Origin of the sequence: Gymnodinialimonas sp. 202GB13-11 (assembly GCF_040932485.1) — a bacterium.
Lineage (GTDB): Bacteria > Pseudomonadota > Alphaproteobacteria > Rhodobacterales > Rhodobacteraceae > Gymnodinialimonas > Gymnodinialimonas hymeniacidonis.
On the sequence record NZ_JBFRBH010000001.1, the window covers coordinates 2,204,533 to 2,224,389 of the forward strand.

Here is a 19,857-nt window from a genome sequence, read left to right on the forward strand (position 1 = left end):
TATGCATCCGGCTCCTTCCGTCATCATCTTCACCACGCTGTCCGGCCTAGGCTTTGGCCTGTTGACCTTCCTCGGTCTGGGTTATCCCGAGGTCACCGGCTGGACCGCGTTTTGGTTCTTCGTGATCGGTTACGTGCTGGCTGTGGGCGGGCTGATCTCGTCCACCTTCCACCTCGGCCACCCCGAACGGGCGTGGAAAGCCTTCAGCCAGTGGAAAACATCGTGGCTCTCGCGCGAAGGCATCTGTGCGGTGGCTGCCCTTCTGGTCATGGCGCTCTACGGCGCGGGCCTCGTCTTCTTCAATGCCACATGGCAGCCACTAGGCTATCTTGGGGCGCTGTTGTCGGTCGGTACTGTCTTCACCACCTCAATGATCTACGCGCAGATGAAAACCGTTCCGCGTTGGCACTCACCGCTCACGCCGGTGAAATTCCTGTCGTTGTCGCTGGCTGGCGGCGCACTTCTGGCAGGCCAAGTCACCGCAGCGGCGATCCTTCTGATGGTGGCAGCCATCGCTACGCTTCTGGCATGGTTTCAGGGCGATCATGCCTTCAAAGGCTCCGGCACCGATATGGAAACCGCCACCGGTCTGGGTCGCATTGGCGCCGTCACGGCGTTCGAGCCGCCGCACACCGGCACAAACTACCTGCTGCGCGAATTCGTGCATGTGGTGGGCCGCAAGCACAGCCTTAAGCTTCGCATCATCGCGGGCGTTCTGGCCTTTGCGCTGCCGGTGTTGATCCTGACTGCTCTGCCATTCAGCCACACCCTCGCCGCGCTGGCCATCCTCAGCCATATCGCTGGGGTTGCCACCGCCCGCTGGCTGTTCTTCGCCGAAGCAGAACACGTTGTCGGCCTCTATTACGGTAAGCGCTGAGAGTAGCCGTCTATGTCCAAGACCCGTTTCCTCGGCTATTGGATCGTATCCCATGATGAGGACAGCGCGTTGGAAGCCGTGCGCATGGCGGGCCTGCCGCTTCTGCTGATGGGTTTCAACCTGCTGGGGCTCGCAATTCTCTTTCTATCGCTCGTCCCCACATTTGGACCGGCCATTCTCGGGCTGCTCGGCACAGCCATCGCGTGCATCATCATCGCGTTCCGTCTGCGCGAGGGACATGCCGCATGGGTTCCTATCGTCGCGTTGCTTTTCGGGGCCTACATCATCGTCAACGTGGCCTTCACTTGGCTTGGCGCGACAATTGCCGCAGCCCCGAGCGGCGCGTTGATCGCCACTCAATGGATCATCCCGCTCATTTGCCTGATCCTTGTCAGCGCAGGCATTCGGGGTTGGCTTTGGCTGCGGTCAAACGGCGTCAAACGGTCGTTCTAGCCCGTACTTTGCCTACGCTCAGGCAATAGGATGGTGTCCGCATGGCGCCGCAAATGGGCCAACAGCGCTGCGTCCACGTCGGCCTCCAGATCATCGAATGCGCGGTCGGCCCGCGCCAGTTCGGCCGGCGACCACGCCCCACCTGTCACATCGCGAAGTACCGCAGCATGGCCCCTCAAGCCGACAGCCGTCAAAGCAGAACAGGTTGGGTCAGCAAGTTCAGTGCCTCGGTTCATGTGATATTGCGCATGTCCCCCATTCCAGACTTCGCCCGTGTAGATCAGGATCAGCTGGACCTGCCATTCCGGCTCCGCCAGCCCCATGCGCATCGCACCATCACGGGCCCGATGCGCCCAAAACCCGGACAGCGTCGCCACTGCGTCTGCCGCGTCTGAGGAGGCCAATAGCCTCTCTATGAATGCCTCACCAATGCGCATGGCGTTCCAATGACTCCGACGGTCCGCTTTTGCCCAAGCGATTTGCATTGGCAAACAGCGCCACACGACCCAAGTTACCCATGAATGCAGTTTCGAAAAAGGACCCAAACCATGCGCGCCCTCACCTTCGCCTTCGCCCTTGCCCTAACACCGCTGACCGCCGCGGCCCAGTCGGTCGAGGAACTCGCCCGCGAATATGCCGCCCTGCCCGCCGTGCAGGAGATGATGTCGGCCATGTTCTCCCCTGAGGCCTCCGCCGCGCAGATCGCCGCCACGCTGCCGCCCGGGATGGAGTTGACCGAACAACAGCTCACCGACCTTGGCAACCTGCTTTCCGAAGAGCTGGTCGATTTCCAGCCACGACTTGAGGTTCTGATGATCGAAGGCATGGTCAACACCTTCAACGAGGAAGAGATGCAGGCGATGATCGACTTCTATTCCTCGGATGTCGGCCGCTCGATCCTGGTGCAGACCCAGCCGATGTTCACCAACATCATGACAACGCTTGCCCCCGAAATGCAGGCACGGATGCTGACCCGTCAGGCCGACATCATGGCGATCATCATGGGTCAGTGAGCCCTAAAGGTCGTGGAAGAAATGCAGTTGGTGACCGGCCATGTCGGTCACCGTGAATTGCCGCAAGCCCCACGGCGTATCAGCTAATGGACCGGTGATCGGCGCGCTCCTTTCGGCCAAATCCGCGTGCACCGCATCCACATCCGGGCAGAAAATCCACAACACGTTCGGTTGGATCTCCTCCTCCGTCTCCCGCAGGAAAATCGCCGCTTCGCCATGGGCCACGCCGCCGATGCGCCCGCCCTCATGGTGCCACTTGATCTCGAACCCCAGATGATCGCGATACCAGGCCTGCGCTTCCGGGACGGAGCGGACAGGAAGGGCAGCGACGGGTTGGGCGATCCTTTGCATGAAGGCGTTCTACCACGTCCGCCGAACCCGGCCAATATTGCGGGCTAGTCCGCCTTTATGATCGACCCTGCATCCCAAGGCTGCGCCGCGTCGGAATAGATCGACCGCTCCGGGGCATATTGTGCCGGGTCATCCAGCGATCCCGCATGCACGTAGACCCGGTCCCCCATGCGCGCGCTTCGGCGGATCAACTGCGCCCCGCAATCCGGGCAGAAGCCGCTATAGGTCGATTGACCGGACCCGCCCTGCATTTCGTAAATTCGGCACGTCTCGCTGATCGCAAAACCCTCACGCGCCAACGGCATCATCTCGGTATGGCCCGAGCCGGTCAGTTGCTGGCAATCGCGGCAATGACACCGAAAGGGCGCCGCGTCGAGCGGCGTTCCCGCATACCGGACCTTGCCGCATTTGCACCCGCCGGTGATTTGATCGGCCATGGCGTGCCCCCCCTTCAGGCCCACGATAAGCGCGCCCAATCCCCCTGTCACCGGACGGCTTGCCCCTACATCAAATGCGCGAAATCCGGGTGCGCCGCGAACCGCCATTTGCGAAGCGGCCCTGCCATGACGTTGAGGTAATACATCTCCACCCCGTAAGGCGTGCCGCAGGGGTGATGGCCCTTGGGCACGAGCACGACATCTCCATCGCTCACCGCCATGGTCTCGTCCAGCGATCCGTCCTCGGTGAACACCCGCTGCACGCCAAATCCCTGCGCGGGGTTCAGGCGGTGGTAGTACGTCTCTTCCAGATAGGTGATGTTCGGGAAATCATCCTCGTCATGGCGGTGCGGCGCGTAGCTGCTCCAATGGCCCGCTGGCGTGAACACCTCCGTCACCAGCAGGCTGTCGGCCACGTCGCGGTCTTCCATCGCGATGTTGTGGATGTGGCGCAGGTTCGTGCCCACGCCGCGATCCACCATCTTGATGCCCTCCGGGCCAAGCGCCTGAGCCGGCCGCTCACCGGACCCGGGTGCGGAGCACACGGCCAGCACGCAATCCGTGACCGCCTCCACCCGCCAGTCCCCCGGCTGATAAGCGCAGGCAGGCGGCGTCTTTTCCCACACGCTCATCCGCTCGCCCATCTCACCCAGCCCGTCGACAACCGCCCGGCCTTCAACCAGCACAAGGATCACTTCACGCCCGGCCTCACCACCTGTCGCAACGTCACCCGGCGACAGATGCCAGACGTCAAAGCCCACATAGCCCCACCCGGCACTGTCGGGCGTGATATGTTGCACACGCCCTGTTGTTCCGTTTGGCTTGACCAATAGGTCCATCAAATCCCCCTGCGTGTGATTTGCGCATCCAGTGCCGCGCCAAACGCCTCCGCACTCATGCCCTCCGCCAGCCCGCGCCGCAACAGGGCCGCCATGCTTTCGGGGGCGAGCCCGCCTACCGGTGGGTCGGTGTCGAGGTTCGTCGGGAACGCATAGCCCTCCGCCGTGCAGGCAATCGCCGCTTCACGCCGTTCTTCCGGCAAGTCGCCCATCACATCGAAAATCAGCTTGCTCATCCCAACCCGATCCACCGTCTCCATCGCCCGGCCAAAGGCGGACGAGACCTGCAACAGGTTCGCCATCCGGTGAATATCCTCAGAGACATTGGCCCCCGCGGCATGGAACAGCGCCGGGTTGAAGAACAACCCATCCCCCTTTTCCAACGGCAGCTGAATGCAATGCGCCTCAAAATGCTCCGCGAATTCGGGGCGCCGATAGGCCATGTATCCAGCGGCAAACATCTGACTAAACGGCAGCAACTTCGTCGGGCCGCTTGTCAGCGGCATGTCACAATGGGCCAGCGCGCCCTGCAAGGTCATCACCTGGCTCAGGTCATGCACATGCGCGGGGTATTTCGCTGCCACATCCGCCGTCTGAAACCCCAGATGATAGTCGCGGTGCGCGGTCTGTGCCTGTCCGCCGGGGCGCACGACATTGACCTGCGCGGTCATCTGGAAATCTGGACCCAGCCACGCCTCGGCAACCGCCGCCACCGCAGGCGCACCGTAATAGGCGGCAAAACCCGCAGGATCGCGTTTGCAGTGCTTCTCAAGCGCGTTCCAGATCCGCGAGTTGGCCCCGGCAGCGGCGAAGTGATCCGCCCCGCCGCCCTGCCCGGCCTCATCCGCAACGATCCGGTTGAAGACGTCTGTCGCCGCATCAATCGCTGCGTGATCGGGCTGCGCCTGTTTCAGCACAACCGCGCCGGCGGATTTGCCCAGAACCCAAGCCCATTCCGCCAATAGCTCTGACCGCTTCGGACCCGCCAAAACCTGCCCCAGCGCCGCCATATCATAGATCGGCACGTTCTTTTCCACGCGGTCCGTGAAGGACAGCTCAGACGGGTCCAGCACCCGCGCGGTCAGCTCTGCAAACTCCGCCAGCGTCCCGCTTTCGGAGGTGAAGTACCCTGTGTGCTTCATCGGTCTGATCCCTATTCAGACGGTTCCGCCAAGCGAGCCTTCCAGCTGCGCCATTTCCTGCCCACCGGCCATGAGGTCCTGCAACTCCTCCGGCGTGATATTGCCCCGGTCCGCCGTGCCAAGCGTTTGGCCGCGATTAAGCACCGTAAACCGGTCGCCCACGGCCATCGCGTGGCGCACGTTGTGGGTGATGAACACGACCCCAATGCCCGCCTTGCGGACCCGGTCCACCGTGGCCAGCACGTTCGAGGTCTGGCGCACACCCAACGCCGATGTCGGCTCGTCCAAAATCAGAACCTTCGCCCCAAAATAGACCGCCCGCGCGATGGCAACCGTCTGGCGTTCACCGCCGGACAATGTGCCAACCGCCTGATCCGGCGAGCGCAGGTTGATGCCCATCTTCTTCATCTCGGACATGGTCGTGGAGTTCGCCTTGTCGAAGTCGATGAACAGACCTTTCTTAGGTTCCCGCCCCATCCAGAAGTTCCGCGTGACCGACATCAGCGGGATCATGGCGAGGTCTTGGTAAACCGTCGCAATCCCCGCCTCCATCGCGTCTCGCGGGCTGGCGAAGTTCATCTGCTTGCCTTCGAACATAATCTCGCCCGAGGTCGGCTTGTGCACGCCTGACATGGTCTTGATGAAGGTCGATTTGCCCGCGCCGTTGTCGCCCAGAAGGCAGTGGCATTCGCCCGCCTTCACGTCGAAAGACACGCCATTCAGGGCAATCACCGGGCCGAAGTGCTTCTTGATCTCTTTCATTTCAACAATAGGAGCGGTCATTAGCGTTCTCCTGTGATGATGCGGCGGACGTATGTGTTCAGGATCACCGCAAATAGCAGGATCACACCCAGGAACACCCGGAACAGCGAGTTCTCAACGCCGGCAAAGAATAGGCCCTGCTGCACGACGCCAAAGATGATCGCACCAAGCGCCGCACCCACGACTGAACCATATCCGCCAGTCAAAAGCGCACCTCCGATGACCACCGCGATGATCGCCTCGAACTCCTTCAGGATGCCCCGGTCAGCAGCAGCCGTGCCGAATTCGAACACCTGACAGCAGGCGAAAACGGTCGAGCAGAACGCAGTCACCATGAACATGGAGATCTTCACCCGGTCCACCGGAACGCCCACGTAGCGCGCCGCCTGCGCATCACCGCCCGCCGCAAAGATCCAGTTGCCGTAGCGTGTGCGCGTCAGGATCGTGTGGCCAACAACCACCAACACAAGCGCCCAGACGATCAGCATCGGAATGCCGGTGACCACAGGCTCCCCCTCGCGCGTGCCGCGCGTGAAGGTGTCGATCCAGCCCCAATCGGCCATCAGAACGAACAACCACTGCATAATGTCTGCGCTGAAGATCGAGGCCAGCCAATCGCCCTCTGCCGCGTCTTCGATGCCGCCGATGATCGTGCGGCTTTCCACCGTCTGCGGTATGAAGATCGTGAAGCCGCGCAGGATGAACAGGAACGCCAGCGTCACAATGAACGACGGAAGGCCCGTGCGCACCACGATGAGGCCGTTGATCGCGCCGATGGCGATGCAAATCACAAACGTGATCAGGATCGCAATCCACATCGGCAGGCCCCAGACCACGCCGAACATGGCAATCGAAATCCCCGCGAACCCGATCATCGAGCCAACCGAAAGGTCAAACTCCCCGGCCACCATCAACATGCAGGCACCCACTGCGATGATCATGAACTGCGCCGAAACCTGGCTCCAGTTCAGGATGCCCTGCGGATTGAACATGCCGCTGTCCCCGGCAAGGATTCCGAAGAAGACGAAGACCGTGATGACCCCAACGATCCCGCCCAATTCCGGGCGGATCAGCCAGGTCCGCAATCCTCCGATTTCTTTAATTCGTTCGTCGTCTGGTCCGCCTGCTGCAGGCTGCGTCTCCGACATCTGCCCCTCCCGTGTTGTGTCTTCTCTTTCAAGCATCTTGCGAAAGGCCAGCGTTCCTTGGGCCTTGCGAAATGTGCCGTTGAAAAAGGGCAGGCAACGTCTCCGCCACCTGCCCCGGTATCTGCCGCGATCACATGGACCGCCGCGCCTTAGCGGTACTCACCGGCCAGAGCTTCAACCATCTCAAGCCCGTCTGCGGTGATGAAACCGGGGCCGGAGTTGATGTTGTTGCCCGGCAGCACGCCATAGCGGTGGTAGTTCGTCAGCACGACAACCGGCAGGTAGGCCTGCAGGAAGGGCTGCTGGTCGATGCCCCACTGGATCACGCCGTCGCGGATGCCCGCCACGATGTTCTCGCCGAGATCGAACGTGCCAAAGTAGATGTCGCCGGCAAGGCCCATCTCTTCCAGCGCCAGGATCGTCGGGTCAGCCGAGGTCGGCCCAAGCGTCAGGATGCCGTCCGTGTCGGGGTTGGCGTTCAGGTATGCGATAACCCGGTTCTGGATTTCAGCAGGGTCTTGGCCCGCATCGATCATCGAGTCGCCCAGATCAACACCCAGACCATCAGCAAAGCCCGAGCAGCGCTCAGCCACAACGGGGTTCGAGATCACGTGGTTCACACAAAGGAAGCTGGTCACACCATCGCCCGCAGCACGCAGACCTGCCGCATAACCGGCGTCATATTCGGGCTGACCCACATACATCAGCGCACCCACTTCGCGTGCCTGATCCGGCGTGCCGGAATTCATGATGATCACGTCAATGCCCGCATCAACGGCTGCGGTGATCGAGTCGCCCAGAACGTCCGGGTCGGCCAGCGTCGTGATGATGCCATCGGGGCCGGAAGCTGCTGCCTGCTCGATGATGCGCGCCATGTCAGCGATGTCACCGGTGGGTGGGTTGCGATACTCAACCTCGACGCCCATCTGCTCGCCCGCAAGCGCCAGCGCGTTGCGGATCGTGTTCCACCAGCTGTCGCTGTCCGGAGCGTGGCTGACAAGAATGTAACGCTCGCCTTCGGCCTGAACGGCGGTGCCGCCCATCAGGGCTGCTGCGGCAACGGCCGTGACGGCCACCGTCTTGAAGAATGAATTCATGATGTCCTCCCAATAGGTCATGAGGCAGATCGCATGCGCCCGCCTTGGCAAAACCGTAGCGGCGATTCTGATTCATTGCAACCGGTTGCAAAATGCGATTTACTCTTTGCTAGAAAATGGCCCATAACGGGCTGAATTTACTTGCAAAGGAAACGGTTCCCGTGGGCGTGACACTGAAGGATGTAGCCGAGAAAGCGGGGGTTTCGACCTCGGCTGTGTCGCGCACCTTCACCGAAGGCGCCTCCGTCTCGCCGAAAACCCGCGCCAAGGTCGAACGCGCTGCTGACGCGCTTGGCTATTCGCCCAACGCGCTCGCCTCCAGCCTCACGACCGGACGCACCAAGTTGATTGGGCTGGTCTCCAACAACTTCCATAACCCGCTGTTTTTGGAAGTCTTCGACCGTTTCACGCGCGGCCTGCAAGACCGGGGCCTGCGCCCTCTGCTCGTCAATCTGCGCCCCGATGAAATTGATCCGCAAGCCTCGGTGCGCATGCTCAAGCAATACTCGGTAGATGGCGCAATCGTTGCCTCCTCCACCCTGCCGCCGTCGTTCTCAGAGGCCTACCGCGCCGCGGGTATTCCCGTCGTGAACTCATTCGGGCGCTTCACCACCGCGCCGCAGGTCCATGTCGTCGGCATCGACAACGTCGCCTGCGGGCGGATGGCGGGCGAAACCCTGATCGCGCGCGGCTACAAGCGCGTTGCCTTCCTTGGTGGCCCTGAAAATGCGACATCCACACAGGACCGCGCCCTGGGCTTTCTCGCGGCGCTGCGCGAGCATCCAGAGATTGAGGTCACGACCAGCTACGCCGCCGCGTATTCCTTTGATGCAGGCCGAGTGGAGATGACGAAACTGCTCATGTCCGATCCGGCCGAGGCCTATTTCTGCGGTGACGACGTTCTGTCCATCGGCGCGCTCAGCGCCGTGGAAGAGGCCGGGCTATCCTGCCCTGATGATGTCGGCATCATCGGCCTGAACGATATGCAGATGTCCAGCTGGCAAAACATCAACCTCACGACGATCCGCCAACCTGTGGCCGAAATCATCGGCGCTTCGATCGACCTTGTGATTGGCACAGTGCAAGAGCCAAAGCGCCACCCCGAAACCCGGCTGTTTCCCTGCCGCGTGATCGAACGCGGAACCCTGCGCCCGCTCACAGACGTGAAGCATTAGGGGCGGGATTGTGCGAAAATCTGTAACTACAGAATAACTACACATTCACTACAGGTTCTTGCACCCCGATCAACGGAACATCGGTGGCCGGGCATCGACCCATGCGCCCCGCTCCTTGGCTGATCCCACAGCCGCATAAACCGCCGCCATCGACCGCAGGCCGTCGGCAGCTGTCGGATAGCTCCCATGCGCCTCGCCCCGGATCGCAGCGGCAAGATCGACATAGATATTTGCAACCGCCAACGGAAAGCCTTCCGGGTGCGCAATCGCCACGCGGCTCAGCCGCTGCGCCTCGTCCGATAGCCCGCCTTCACCCTTCTCCATGATCTGCGTCCGACCGCCCACGGGCGTGTAATAAACCTGGTTTGGCTGCTCGCTAGCCCAGCGGAATCCTCCTGTCTCTCCAAAGACTTGGATGTCAAATCCATGCTGTCGGCCAATGGCGACAGAGCTCGTCCAAAGCCGCCCGACGGTGCCCCCATCCATGCGGAAATTGACCATCGCATCGTCTTCCAAGGTGCGGCTTTCGATGGTGCTGGCAAAGTCCGCCGACAGCTCCCTCACTTCGTCGCCTGCGATGAAAGACGCCATATGCAGCGCGTGAATCCCGCAATCGGCAAACTGGCCAGAGACCCCCGCCATCGCCGGATCATACCGCCACCGCACACGCGGGTTGTCCGCATCCCCCGCATCGCCATGATGCCCGTGCGAGAAGGATGTCACCACAAGCCGGATTTTCCCAATAAATCCAGTGCTTACGAGCTGCTTCATCTCCCGCACCATGGGATAAGCCGAGTAGCAATAATTCACTGCGCAGATCTTGCCCGAGGCTTCCGCGATCTTCACGATCTCCTCGCCTTCCTCCACGGTCATCGTCATCGGCTTTTCGCACAAGACGTTGAAACCATTCTCCAAAAACGCCTTGGTGATTTCGAAGTGGGTGGAGTTCGGCGTGGCCACCGTCACCAGATCAACGCGGTCATCGCGGTCCTTTTCGCCCGCCAGCATCTCCCGCCAATCCCCATAGGCGCGATCCTCGGCCACGCCCAACCGCTGCGCATAAGCACGGCCCTTATCGGCATCATGGTCCAAAGCCCCGGCAGACAACACAAAATTCCCATCCGCCTGCGCCCCCATCCGATGCGCAGGCCCGATTTGAGAGCCTTCGCCACCGCCGATCATTCCCCAGTTCAACCGCGCCATGTCACGCCTCCCTCATCAGCTTAAAAGCCGATTGATTCCAGATATTTACGGTTCGCCATGGCGTCATCCATCGGCCTTACATCCAACGTCGGATCGCAATCCTGTTCAACCGTGCAACAACCTTCAAAACCTGCATCGACCAGCACTTGGCGCACCGCAGGAAAGTCCACGTCGCCTTGCCCCAGATTGCAGAAAATTCCCTGCCCGCAGGCATCATAGAATCCGGTGCCTTTGGCAATCACATCGGCCTTAACAACCGGGTCTATATCCTTGAAATGCATGTAGGAAATGCGGTTGATATGACGTTTCATGAACGCGACCGGATCGAACCCGGCATACGAATGATGGCCCGTATCGAAGCAGATCTTAAGAATATCTTCAGACACTTCGTCTAAAAGACGTTCGAGTTCGGGCTCGAAGTCCATGAACCCCGCCGCATGGGCGTGGATGCCAACCGTCAGCCCGTACTCCTCCGCGCCCATCTTCGCGATGTGCGCAATGCGATCCCGATAGGCTGCCCATTCCGCCTGATCCATCTGCTCAGCCGCGTCTGCCCGGCCAGCGGTGGGCGCACGGCGTGGTGAGATTGAGTCAATCAAAACAAGATGCTGCGCCCCATGTGCCACCAAGGCTTTGCAGGTGCGCACCGATCCATCCAACACGTCTTCCCACGCCTCTGGATCATGGAACGGGCGAAAAACGACCCCGCCGATCAACTCCAGATCATGCTCAGCCAGCGCGTCCCCCAATTCCACAGGATCCTCCGGCATGAAACCAACCGGACCCAGCTCGATGCCCTTATACCCGGCCTCTGCATTTTCCTTCAGAACCGTGCGCCACGCTGGGTTACGCGGATCGTCCGCAAATTCCACGCCCCAGGAACAGGGCGCATTTCCAATACGGATTGTCATGATTTTCCCTTTCAGATCTGAGGGATAGAAACCCAGCTACCGGTCTCGGCAGCGGTGAAAGCTGTATCGATGATCTGGCTGACCTCCAAACCATCGCGGAAGGTCGGCCAAACGGCTTCACCCGTCTCGATCGCGCGTAAGAAGTCGCGCGCTTCAATAATGATCTGGTCCTGATATCCCGTCCCGTGACCCGGCCCCTGGCAAAATGGCAGGTAGTCCGGATGCTCGGGGCCGGTCAGAATTTTGGTGAAACCGAGCGTCGCCTCAGGGCCATCAGCCCGGTAGAGGTGGACCGCGTTCTGATCCTCCTGATCGAAGCGGATGGAGCCTTTCGTGCCATGAATTTCATAGGCATAGCCCATCTTTCGACCTGTCGCGACACGGCTGAAATACAGATGCCCCATGGCCCCTGAGGCGAACCGGACCATCATCTGGCCATGGTCATCATTGTCGACAACACCACCCGGGCGCTCGGCATGGACTGTTTCGATGCGTGCTGAAACCTCAGCCATCGGCCCTAACAACGCGAGCGCGCAATTGATCATGTGCGGGGAGAGATCGCCCATGCACCCGTTCGCGCGACCCGTGGTTCGCCAGTTCGCGGGAAGCGTAGGGTCCGCCAGAAAATCCTCAGTGTGTTCACCGCGAAACCAGGTGACGTCCCCGATTTCGCCGGATGCGAGGAGGTTTCGCACAAGCTGAGTGGCGGGTGTGCGAACGTAGTTGAACCCGATCATGTTGGCCAAACCGCTCGTTTCAGCGGCATCCACCATCGCAATCGCGTCGTCCAGCGAAGCGCCAAGTGGCTTTTCGCAGAATACCGGCTTGCCAGCGGCAAAAGCAGCTTCCGCAATGGCGCGGTGGGTGGTCTGGGGCGACGCGATCACAATCGCATCTACCTTTGGATCAGCCACAAGATTGCGCCAATCACCTGTGCCGCGCGCGAATCCGTAAGCCGCCCGGTAGCGCTCGGCCGAAGCGTCGGACGATGCGGCAATTATCTCCAACCGGGGACGGAGGGACGTGTCGAACACCGCACCCACGGCAGCCATAGCCACCGCATGGGCCTTGCCCATATAGCCACCACCGACCAGACCGATGCCGATCTCTGCCATGGCGTGCCCTCCCTTGCTGATGCCTGTTGCAACCGGTTGCAAAACTCGTATCCTGCTAAATGAACCTACGCAATAACCAATCGACCGGGCCAAGCCCGGCTGCGCCAAGATACGGGGAGAGACCATGACCGCTCAGGGCGAGACAATTCGGCTGACCGTGGCCCAGGCCATTGTGCGCTACCTGATGAACCAGTTCATCGAGCTCGACGATGGGGACGAGGTGCGTATGTGCGGCGGTGGCTTTGGTATTTTTGGCCATGGCAATGTGCCGTGTTTGGGCGAAGCGCTTTACCCCGTCCAGGATGAATTGCCGCTTTATCGCGGGCAAAATGAACAAAGCATGGGTTTCGCAGCTGCGGCCTACGCCAAATATCACCTACGCCGCCGCTTCATGTTCTGCACCGCATCTGCAGGGCCCGGCACAGCGAATTTGCTGACGGCCTCTGCCCTTGCCCACGCGAACCGCCTGCCGATGCTTTTGCTGTGCGGCGATACGTTCCTGACGCGCCTTCCGGACCCGGTGCTGCAACAGTTGGAGCATTTCGGAAACCCGACCTTCGGCGTCAATGATGCGTTCAAAGCCGTCACGCGCTTCTGGGATCGGATCACCCATCCCGCGCAACTGATGCAATCCCTGCCGAACGCGATAAACACTATGCTGGACCCAGCCGATTGCGGGCCATGCTTCATTGGATTGCCTCAGGATTTGCAGGGGTATGCATATGATTACCCCGTCGAATTCTTTGAACGTCGTGTGCATCGTATCCGGCGTGCAATCCCTGACCCGGTAGAGGTTGCCGCGGCCGCGGCGCTTCTGAAATCCGCAAAGCGCCCTGTCATTATTGCAGGCGGCGGCGTTCAATATTCCGGCGCGGTCGAGGCCCTTGGTGCTTTGGCCGAGCGCCACGCCATCCCCGTGATCGAAACCATCGCCGGGCGGGCGAACCTGACGGCGGATGATCCGCTCAACATCGGGCCGGTCGGCGTAACCGGATCTGACAGTGCGAATTGGACGGCTGAACGCGCAGATTTGATCCTGGCCGTCGGCACGCGGCTGCAGGACTTCACGACTGGGTCGTGGACGGCGTTTGCCAAGGACGCAAAGATCATCGGGCTGAATGCGGGCCGCTACGATGCAACGAAGCATTTCAGCTTGCCAGTGGTTGGCGACGCAAGGCAAGGCATCGGAGCGTTGATGGAGGCCCTCGATGGGCACAAGGCACCGGAAAGCTGGCTTTCCGATTGCCAGGCAGAGCGGCGCAAATGGGATGCCTACGTTGCCGAGAACACAAAGGCTGGCAATGGTCCCAATTCCTACGCACAAGCCATTGGCACGGTAAACGCACTTTGTGCGCCCGACGATCGTGTTGTGACGGCCGCTGGCGGGCTTCCCGCCGAAGTCACTGCAAACTGGCGCACGCAGTCGCCCGGAACCGTTGATGTTGAGTTCGGGTTCAGCTGCATGGGCTATGAAATCGCAGGCGGCTGGGGCGCACGAATTGCACAAAGTGAACGTGAGCCCACAGCAGACACAGTCGTTTTTGTCGGAGATGGCAGTTATCTTTTGATGAATTCAGACATTTACTCTAGCGTTCTGACGCAGAAGAAATTGATCATCCTCGTACTCGACAATGGTGGGTTTGCGGTGATCAACAAGCTGCAAAACAACACCGGCAACCAGAGCTTCAACAACCTGATCAAGGATTGCCCGACGGTGCCCGAGGCCTTCGCCGTGGATTTTGAGGGCCATGCCCAATCCATGGGCGCGGACGCCGTAACGGTCGCCAACCCGACCGAATTGGGTGAAGCATTCAAACGCGCAAAGGCATCAGACAAAACAAGCGTGATCGTGATGCAGGTGGACCCCTATGACGGCTGGACGAATGAAGGCCATACCTGGTGGGAGGTCGGCACGGCTCAGGTCTCGGACGATGCAAATGTCCGAGAGAAACACGCGGAATGGGAATCCGAGCGCGTCAAACAACGGCAGGGCGTGTGATGGCGGATCACGTCCTCAGCGGCATCCGAGACGGGCGCTTTATTGTCGTCGGGCGGGTGGGTATGGACCTGTCGCCTGTGGATCGCAGCCGCACCGAAGATGCGACCGAGATGATGGTGGCCATGGGCGGCTCAAGCGCGAATATCGCTGCGGGGCTTGTGAAGCTGGGGCTCTCGGCTGACTTGGTGACGTGCGTGTCCGATGACGCGGTCGGGCGCTATTGCCTGAACCAGTTGGATGACTACGGCGTTGGACGAACGCATGTGCGCATCATCCAAGGTGAGGAGCGCACTTCGCTTGCTGTCTACGAGACGCGAGTGGAAGACCATCAATCAGTGATCTACCGAAACAATGCTGCTGATTTTCAGATGTCCCTGCAGGATGTTGAAGCTGTTGATTACAGCGCCTTTTCCGCCCTGATCACAGCGGGCACCGTATTCGCGGCAGAACCATCCCGCAGCGCCGCTTTTCGGGCTTTCGAGCTGGCACGTGAGGCTGGATTGCCCATCATCTTCGACGTGGACTACCGCCCTTATTCCTGGCCGTCGCCTGAGGTTGCAGCCGATGTCCTCTCGCGGGCCGGTGCCTTGTCGGATGTGATCGTGGGCAATGATGAAGAGTTTGGCTTTATGGCAGGCGATTTTTCCCAAGGCCTTGGCAAAGCGCGGGAATTGGCGGCCAGCACCGCATCCATCGTCGTCTACAAGATGGGACCGGAGGGTGCCGTGACCTTTACGGGCGACACCGAAACCCGCACCGGCATCTACAAGGTTGAGGCCGTCAAACCCACCGGTGCTGGCGATAGTTTCATGGCGGGCCTGCTTGCCGGATTGGCCGAGGACCGTCCGCTGAAAGAGGCCGTCCTGCGCGGCTCTGCCTGTGCCTCAATTGTTGTGGCACAACCCGGTTGCGCCCCCGCTATGCCCGATACAGACACGCTCGACCTCTTTTTGACCGAGCATCCCGGCCCAACAGCCGCCTGACCAGGAGCGCGCCCATGCATATCGCCCCCCACGACAATCAGAACAAAGCCATCGTCGATGTGGACGATGCCCATGTGCCGCTGACCTATTTCAACATCGTGAAGCTGAAGGCGGGCGAGCATTTCGACTACAAGCTCGACGGGTATGAGACCTGTGTTGTGCCTGCAACGGGCACAGTGGATGTCGAGGTCGGGGGAGAGACCTTTGCCGAGATCGGCAATCGCGGCGCGGATGTGTGGGACGGCGACCCGGAGGGCGTCTATGTGCCAACGGCCACAGGCGCGCGGATCACGGCGCGCACAGACACCGAGACGTTCATCGCCGGTGCCAAGTTTGCGGAGACGCTGACACCGTTCGCCGTGCGGTCGCATGAACTGGATCTGGTGCAGTACGGGTCGGACGACACCAAAACACATCGCAAAATCAAGCACATCCTTGGCGCAGGGCACCATGACCGCGTGGGCCGCTTGCTGGTATCGGAGCTATTCACCGTGGGCGCTGGTGGCTGGTCAGGCTTTCCATCGCACAAGCATGACACAGACCGATTGCCCGACGAGACGCGCCATGACGAGTGCTATAACTTCCGTTTCAAGCCGAACTATGGTTCGGGTCTGCAAATGCTCCAGCGGGAGGATAACAAGCCCGGTGACGCCTATCACATCATGGATGGCTCAACCGTTCTGATCGACAAGGGCTACCATCCATGCTGCGCCCTGCCGGGCTACGAGATGTATTACTTCACCATTCTCGGTGGCCTGTCGCAGCGAAGTTTGAAGCAATACTTCCAGCCGACACATGCCGAACAACTTCACACCATTCCCGGCATCATGGACATGGTGGCTAAGTTCAAATGACGCTTGCGACTCTGTCAGAGGTTCTTCAGCCCGCGCTGAAGGGTGGATATGCCGTGCCCGGTTTGGTCTGCCTCGGCTGGGAGGACATGCGCGCCTACGTGATGGCCGCGCAGGCCGAACGTGCGCCGGTGATCTTGCAAGCCGGACCATCGTGCCGCGAACACACGCCCCTACCCGTTTTGGGTAAGATGTTTCGGCATCTGGCCGAAGACGTCGACGTGCCGGTCGTGGCCCATCTCGATCATGGATATACAATGGAAGACTGCGAGGCGGCGCTGGAGGCGGGCTTCACGTCGCTCATGTTCGACGGATCGCGCAAGCCTTTGGAAGATAACGTGAAAGAGACGCGCGCGGTGGCGGACCTTGCGCATTCTGCGGGCATCTCTGCCGAGGGTGAGATTGGCTTTGTCGGCTATTCGGGCGGCGAAGACAGCGCGGGCACCGACCCAGCTGAGGCCGCGCTTTTTGCACGGGAGACAGGCGTTGACGCCATGGCGATCAGCGTTGGAAACGTTCACCTTCAGCAAGACCATGAGGGCGGCTTGGACGAGGCGCGCATTCGCGCGATTGAGGCTGCAACGGACGTGCCGCTGGTGATACACGGCGGGTCTGGTGTGCCCCACGACCAACGGCTTGCGCTGGCGCAGGGCTCGACCATCTGCAAATTCAACATCGGTACGGAGCTGCGCATGGCGTTTGGTGATGCGTTGCGGTCTGCAGTGAACAAGGACGCGGAGCGATTTGACCGCGTGCAGATCCTGAAAGAAACACATGACCCGGTGATGGAGGCGGCGCGGCTTGCGATCCGCTCCACCGGCGCCTCAGGGAGAGTTTGAAATGATCCGCATTGGTTTGCTGGGGTGTGGCCGCATTGGCCAAGTCCATGCGCGCACGCTGAAAACGATGGACGACGCACGCATCGTAGCGGTCGCGGATGCCATGCCCGCCGCGGCGCAATCGCTGGCTGAAGCCACGGGAGCGGAGGTGCGGGATACGGACGCGATCCCGAGCGCGAGCGACATCGACGCAGTTGTAATCGGCACTCCTACAGACACGCATTTCGCGCAGATCGAGGCGGCGACGAAGGCCGGTAAGGCGATCTTCTGCGAAAAGCCAGTGGACATGTCCGTTGACAACATCCGCACGCTGATGGCGGGCGTGGAGGCGGCGGACGTGCCCTTCTTCACCGCGTTCAACCGCCGGTTCGATCCGAATTTCGCGGCCCTCCAGACACGGCTGCGCGCGGGCGAGATTGGGGCGGTTGAACTGATCCAGATCACATCACGCGACCCATCGCCGCCGCCGATTGGCTATATCAAAAGCTCGGGCGGGTTGTTTCGGGACATGATGATCCACGATTTCGACATGGCGCGGTTCCTGATGGGTGAGGAATTCACCACCGTTCATGCAGTCGGCTCCAGCCTTGTGGACCCTGAGATCGGCAAAGCGGGCGATGTGGATACAGCGGCGGTGACATTGACGACAGCGTCCGGGCGCATTTGCCAGATCTCAAACTCCCGCCGCGCTGCGTATGGCTATGACCAGCGGGTCGAAGTGCATGGGGCGGACGGAATGCTGCGGGCCGAGAACATCCTTGAGACATCCGTGGAAAGCGCAACGGCGGAGGGGTTCAAACGCTCCCCCACCCTGCACTTCTTCCTTGAACGGTACGAGGCGGCTTATGCGGCTGAGATGAAGGCATTCGTCGCGGCGGTCTCGGCCGGGGAGCAGCCGACACCCTCCATCCGTGATGGTCTACAAGCGCAAATTCTGGCGGATGCGGCGACACAGTCACGCGAAACCGGGCAGCCTGTGGTACTTTAACCGTCTTCGGGCGGATCCTTTGGGAAGGCGAAGATCAGGTTATAGGCCAGATAGCCCCCGATCCCTGCGAAGAGGTAAGCCCAAATGTTGTTGCCTTGGCTCATCTCGAACGTGGCCCAGAGGAAGCAGACCGCCACAATGGCGTAGCGCCGCCAGGCGGGACGGAAGAAGGGGTGTGTCGGGGCGAGCAATTTCATGGCATGTGGCTACCCTGCCGGTGTCGTGCCGTCTAGGCGACGGCCGCGTGAACTTCAGCAATGACGTCAGCGGCCATCATGACATGGTCGCGGGTCGTGTCGAATTGCCCGACCTGAAAGCGGATCACCTTTCGGCCCTCATGCATTCCCTGTGTCAGGTAAATGCGCCCGTCATCGTTGAGTGCATCGACCAGTCGCTGTTGCCGGGCATCATCGCCCGGGCAGCGGAATGAAAAGATGCTGAGAATGGGATTTGTCACGATCTCGAACCCATCCATCGCGCGGATAGCCGCGCACACCTCCTCCGCCCACGTGACGTGATTGCGGATGCGCGCGCGCAGCCCGCCAAGGCCATAGGCCCGGATCAGAAACCAGATCTTCAGCGCCCTGAACCTGCGCCCCAGCGGGATGGTCCATTCCGAATAGTTGGTGACGGGGCTGCCAGAGGTTTTGAGGTATTCCGGTTCGATCTTCAGCGTATCAAGTTGCGGCTGCGCGTCCCGCAGGAATTGGACTGAGCAATCGAATTGCGCGCCCATCCACTTGTGCGGGTTGAATACGATACTGTCGAACCCGTCCACCCCTTGCCAGAAAGCGCTGTGGTATTCCGGGCAGATCATCGCACTGCCCGCCCATGCGGCGTCCAGATGCGTGTAGAGGTCATGGCGCTTGGCCACATCGAGGACATTGACCAGCATATCACTGGCCCCAACGCCCGTGGCCCCTGTAACGGCGATAATCCCGGCGGGTTGATGGCCCGCAGCGGTATCGGCCTCAATCGCATCCTCCAACGCTTTCGTGTCCATGGCGAAGTGCCGCCCGGTTGTGGGCAGTTTTGCCAGATTATCCTGGCCAATTCCGGCCACCCAACAGGCGCGGTCGATGGAGGAATGCACCTGATCCGAGCAATAGATGCGCAAATTGCCTTTGGCATTCAGGCCTTCGCGATTGCCGGTGAACCCGGTGGCGCGTTCGCGCATGGTGAGAACGGCCGACAGGGTGGCCGACGAGGCACTGTCCTCGATCACACCGGTGAAGCCGTCGGGCAGCCCCATAGCCTGCCGCAACCAGTCGATCATGACCCCCTCGATCTCCGTCGCAGCGGGCGATGTCTGCCACAACATGCATTGCGCCGCGATCGTGGTGACGAGGAAATCGGCCAGCATCGACGGCGGGGCGGCGTTGGCGGGGAAATAGGCGAAGAACCGGGGATGCTGCCAATGAGTGATGCCCGGCATCACAATCCGTTCGAAATCATCAAGGATCTGGGCCATGCCCTCGGGCGCCTCAGGTGGCGTGCTAGAAAGCTGTGCCGCGATCTCGCCTAGGTTGGTCTGCGCGCGCACGGGCCGCTCAGTGAGCGTTTTGTGATACTCCGCCGCACACTCGCTGATCTGCGCACCCCATTCGGCGAATTCGTCCCAATCCATTGCTGCATCCCCTGCCCTGATCCTTGAACGTTAGGGCTGCAAACGAA

The 19,857-nt window shown here is 60.8% G+C and carries 22 protein-coding genes; 9 read left to right on the forward strand and 13 right to left on the reverse strand.

The features are described 5' to 3' along the window. The first annotated feature begins 1 nt into the window (after position 1). Positions 2–877, forward strand: coding sequence for a dimethyl sulfoxide reductase anchor subunit family protein (locus V8J81_RS10985; RefSeq protein WP_368475791.1), 876 nt, complete (start codon positions 2–4; stop codon positions 875–877). 12 nt (positions 878–889) lie between these two features. Beyond that, on the forward strand, positions 890–1,330 hold the full coding sequence (locus tag V8J81_RS10990; RefSeq protein WP_368475792.1) for a hypothetical protein: 441 nt from the start codon (positions 890–892) through the stop codon (positions 1,328–1,330). On the opposite strand, the gene V8J81_RS10995 is transcribed toward V8J81_RS10990, so the two are convergent. Then, a complete protein-coding gene (locus V8J81_RS10995; protein WP_368475793.1) occupies positions 1,327–1,767 on the reverse strand; it encodes a DMP19 family protein in 441 nt (146 codons plus the stop codon). The genes V8J81_RS10990 and V8J81_RS10995 overlap by 4 nt on opposite strands. A gap of 111 nt (positions 1,768–1,878) precedes the next feature. Here V8J81_RS10995 and V8J81_RS11000 point away from each other — a divergent pair, with 111 nt between their 5' ends. Further along, positions 1,879–2,343, forward strand: coding sequence for a DUF2059 domain-containing protein (locus tag V8J81_RS11000; protein ID WP_368475794.1), 465 nt, complete (start codon positions 1,879–1,881; stop codon positions 2,341–2,343). Positions 2,344–2,346: 3 nt separating this feature from the next. On the opposite strand, the gene V8J81_RS11005 is transcribed toward V8J81_RS11000, so the two are convergent. From V8J81_RS11005 to V8J81_RS11035, 7 genes are all read right to left on the reverse strand, one after another. Beyond that, positions 2,347–2,694 (reverse strand): VOC family protein, encoded by a 348-nt coding sequence (locus V8J81_RS11005; RefSeq protein WP_368475795.1) that lies wholly within the window; start codon positions 2,692–2,694, stop codon positions 2,347–2,349. A gap of 44 nt (positions 2,695–2,738) precedes the next feature. Beyond that, positions 2,739–3,131: a GFA family protein gene (locus tag V8J81_RS11010; RefSeq protein ID WP_368475796.1), complete on the reverse strand. Its 393-nt coding sequence runs from the start codon at positions 3,129–3,131 to the stop codon at positions 2,739–2,741. A 65-nt stretch (positions 3,132–3,196) separates the two neighbouring features. After that, on the reverse strand, positions 3,197–3,973 hold the full coding sequence (gene iolB, locus V8J81_RS11015; protein WP_368475797.1) for a 5-deoxy-glucuronate isomerase: 777 nt from the start codon (positions 3,971–3,973) through the stop codon (positions 3,197–3,199). Then, the gene (locus tag V8J81_RS11020) at positions 3,970–5,112 is read right to left on the reverse strand and encodes a phytanoyl-CoA dioxygenase family protein (RefSeq protein WP_368475798.1); all 1,143 of its coding nucleotides are present in this window, start codon (positions 5,110–5,112) and stop codon (positions 3,970–3,972) included. The genes iolB and V8J81_RS11020 overlap by 4 nt, the downstream gene beginning before the upstream one ends. A 15-nt stretch (positions 5,113–5,127) precedes the next feature. Beyond that, positions 5,128–5,895, reverse strand: coding sequence for an ATP-binding cassette domain-containing protein (locus tag V8J81_RS11025; RefSeq protein WP_368475799.1), 768 nt, complete (start codon positions 5,893–5,895; stop codon positions 5,128–5,130). Continuing rightward, positions 5,895–7,022 (reverse strand): ABC transporter permease, encoded by a 1,128-nt coding sequence (locus V8J81_RS11030; RefSeq protein ID WP_368477630.1) that lies wholly within the window; start codon positions 7,020–7,022, stop codon positions 5,895–5,897. Before V8J81_RS11030 ends, V8J81_RS11025 begins: the two co-directional genes overlap by 1 nt. 149 nt (positions 7,023–7,171) lie before the next feature. Next, positions 7,172–8,119 carry a sugar ABC transporter substrate-binding protein gene (locus tag V8J81_RS11035; RefSeq protein ID WP_439649922.1) on the reverse strand — a complete coding sequence of 316 codons (948 nt, stop codon included), beginning with the start codon at positions 8,117–8,119 and terminating at the stop codon, positions 7,172–7,174. A gap of 161 nt (positions 8,120–8,280) precedes the next feature. Between V8J81_RS11035 and V8J81_RS11040 the strand changes: the two genes are divergently transcribed. Further along, the gene (locus V8J81_RS11040) at positions 8,281–9,294 is read left to right on the forward strand and encodes a LacI family DNA-binding transcriptional regulator (RefSeq protein WP_368477631.1); all 1,014 of its coding nucleotides are present in this window, start codon (positions 8,281–8,283) and stop codon (positions 9,292–9,294) included. A gap of 69 nt (positions 9,295–9,363) precedes the next feature. Here V8J81_RS11040 and V8J81_RS11045 read toward each other — a convergent pair whose 3' ends face one another. From V8J81_RS11045 to V8J81_RS11055, 3 genes are read right to left on the reverse strand one after another with little or no spacing between them, the layout of a single operon-like run. After that, positions 9,364–10,497: a Gfo/Idh/MocA family protein gene (locus tag V8J81_RS11045; protein ID WP_368475801.1), complete on the reverse strand. Its 1,134-nt coding sequence runs from the start codon at positions 10,495–10,497 to the stop codon at positions 9,364–9,366. Between the two features lie 20 nt (positions 10,498–10,517). After that, positions 10,518–11,408: a sugar phosphate isomerase/epimerase family protein gene (locus V8J81_RS11050; protein ID WP_368475802.1), complete on the reverse strand. Its 891-nt coding sequence runs from the start codon at positions 11,406–11,408 to the stop codon at positions 10,518–10,520. Between the two features lie 11 nt (positions 11,409–11,419). Next, entirely contained in the window at positions 11,420–12,523 is a 1,104-nt protein-coding gene (locus tag V8J81_RS11055) for a Gfo/Idh/MocA family protein (RefSeq protein WP_368475803.1), read from the reverse strand. Between the two features lie 124 nt (positions 12,524–12,647). On the opposite strand from V8J81_RS11055, the gene iolD reads away from it, so the two are divergent. The 5 genes from iolD to iolG are packed head-to-tail and all read left to right on the forward strand — an operon-like array spanning position 12,648 to position 18,183. Further along, positions 12,648–14,522 carry a 3D-(3,5/4)-trihydroxycyclohexane-1,2-dione acylhydrolase (decyclizing) gene (gene iolD, locus V8J81_RS11060; protein ID WP_368475804.1) on the forward strand — a complete coding sequence of 625 codons (1,875 nt, stop codon included), beginning with the start codon at positions 12,648–12,650 and terminating at the stop codon, positions 14,520–14,522. After that, on the forward strand, positions 14,522–15,505 hold the full coding sequence (gene iolC / locus V8J81_RS11065; RefSeq protein WP_368475805.1) for a 5-dehydro-2-deoxygluconokinase: 984 nt from the start codon (positions 14,522–14,524) through the stop codon (positions 15,503–15,505). Before iolD ends, iolC begins: the two co-directional genes overlap by 1 nt. Before the next feature lie 14 nt (positions 15,506–15,519). Beyond that, positions 15,520–16,359, forward strand: a complete 840-nt coding sequence (locus V8J81_RS11070; RefSeq protein ID WP_368475806.1) for a 5-deoxy-glucuronate isomerase — start codon at positions 15,520–15,522, stop codon at positions 16,357–16,359. After that, positions 16,356–17,195 (forward strand): class II fructose-bisphosphate aldolase, encoded by an 840-nt coding sequence (locus tag V8J81_RS11075; RefSeq protein ID WP_368475807.1) that lies wholly within the window; start codon positions 16,356–16,358, stop codon positions 17,193–17,195. The genes V8J81_RS11070 and V8J81_RS11075 overlap by 4 nt, the downstream gene beginning before the upstream one ends. Before the next feature lies 1 nt (position 17,196). Continuing rightward, entirely contained in the window at positions 17,197–18,183 is a 987-nt protein-coding gene (gene iolG / locus V8J81_RS11080; RefSeq protein ID WP_368475808.1) for an inositol 2-dehydrogenase, read from the forward strand. Here iolG and V8J81_RS11085 read toward each other — a convergent pair. Both V8J81_RS11085 and V8J81_RS11090 read right to left on the reverse strand, forming a co-directional pair. Then, positions 18,180–18,380 (reverse strand): hypothetical protein, encoded by a 201-nt coding sequence (locus tag V8J81_RS11085; protein ID WP_368475809.1) that lies wholly within the window; start codon positions 18,378–18,380, stop codon positions 18,180–18,182. The genes iolG and V8J81_RS11085 overlap by 4 nt on opposite strands. Positions 18,381–18,412: 32 nt before the next feature. Further along, positions 18,413–19,810 (reverse strand): pyridoxal phosphate-dependent decarboxylase family protein, encoded by a 1,398-nt coding sequence (locus tag V8J81_RS11090; RefSeq protein ID WP_368475810.1) that lies wholly within the window; start codon positions 19,808–19,810, stop codon positions 18,413–18,415. Between the last annotated feature and the right edge of the window lie 47 nt (positions 19,811–19,857).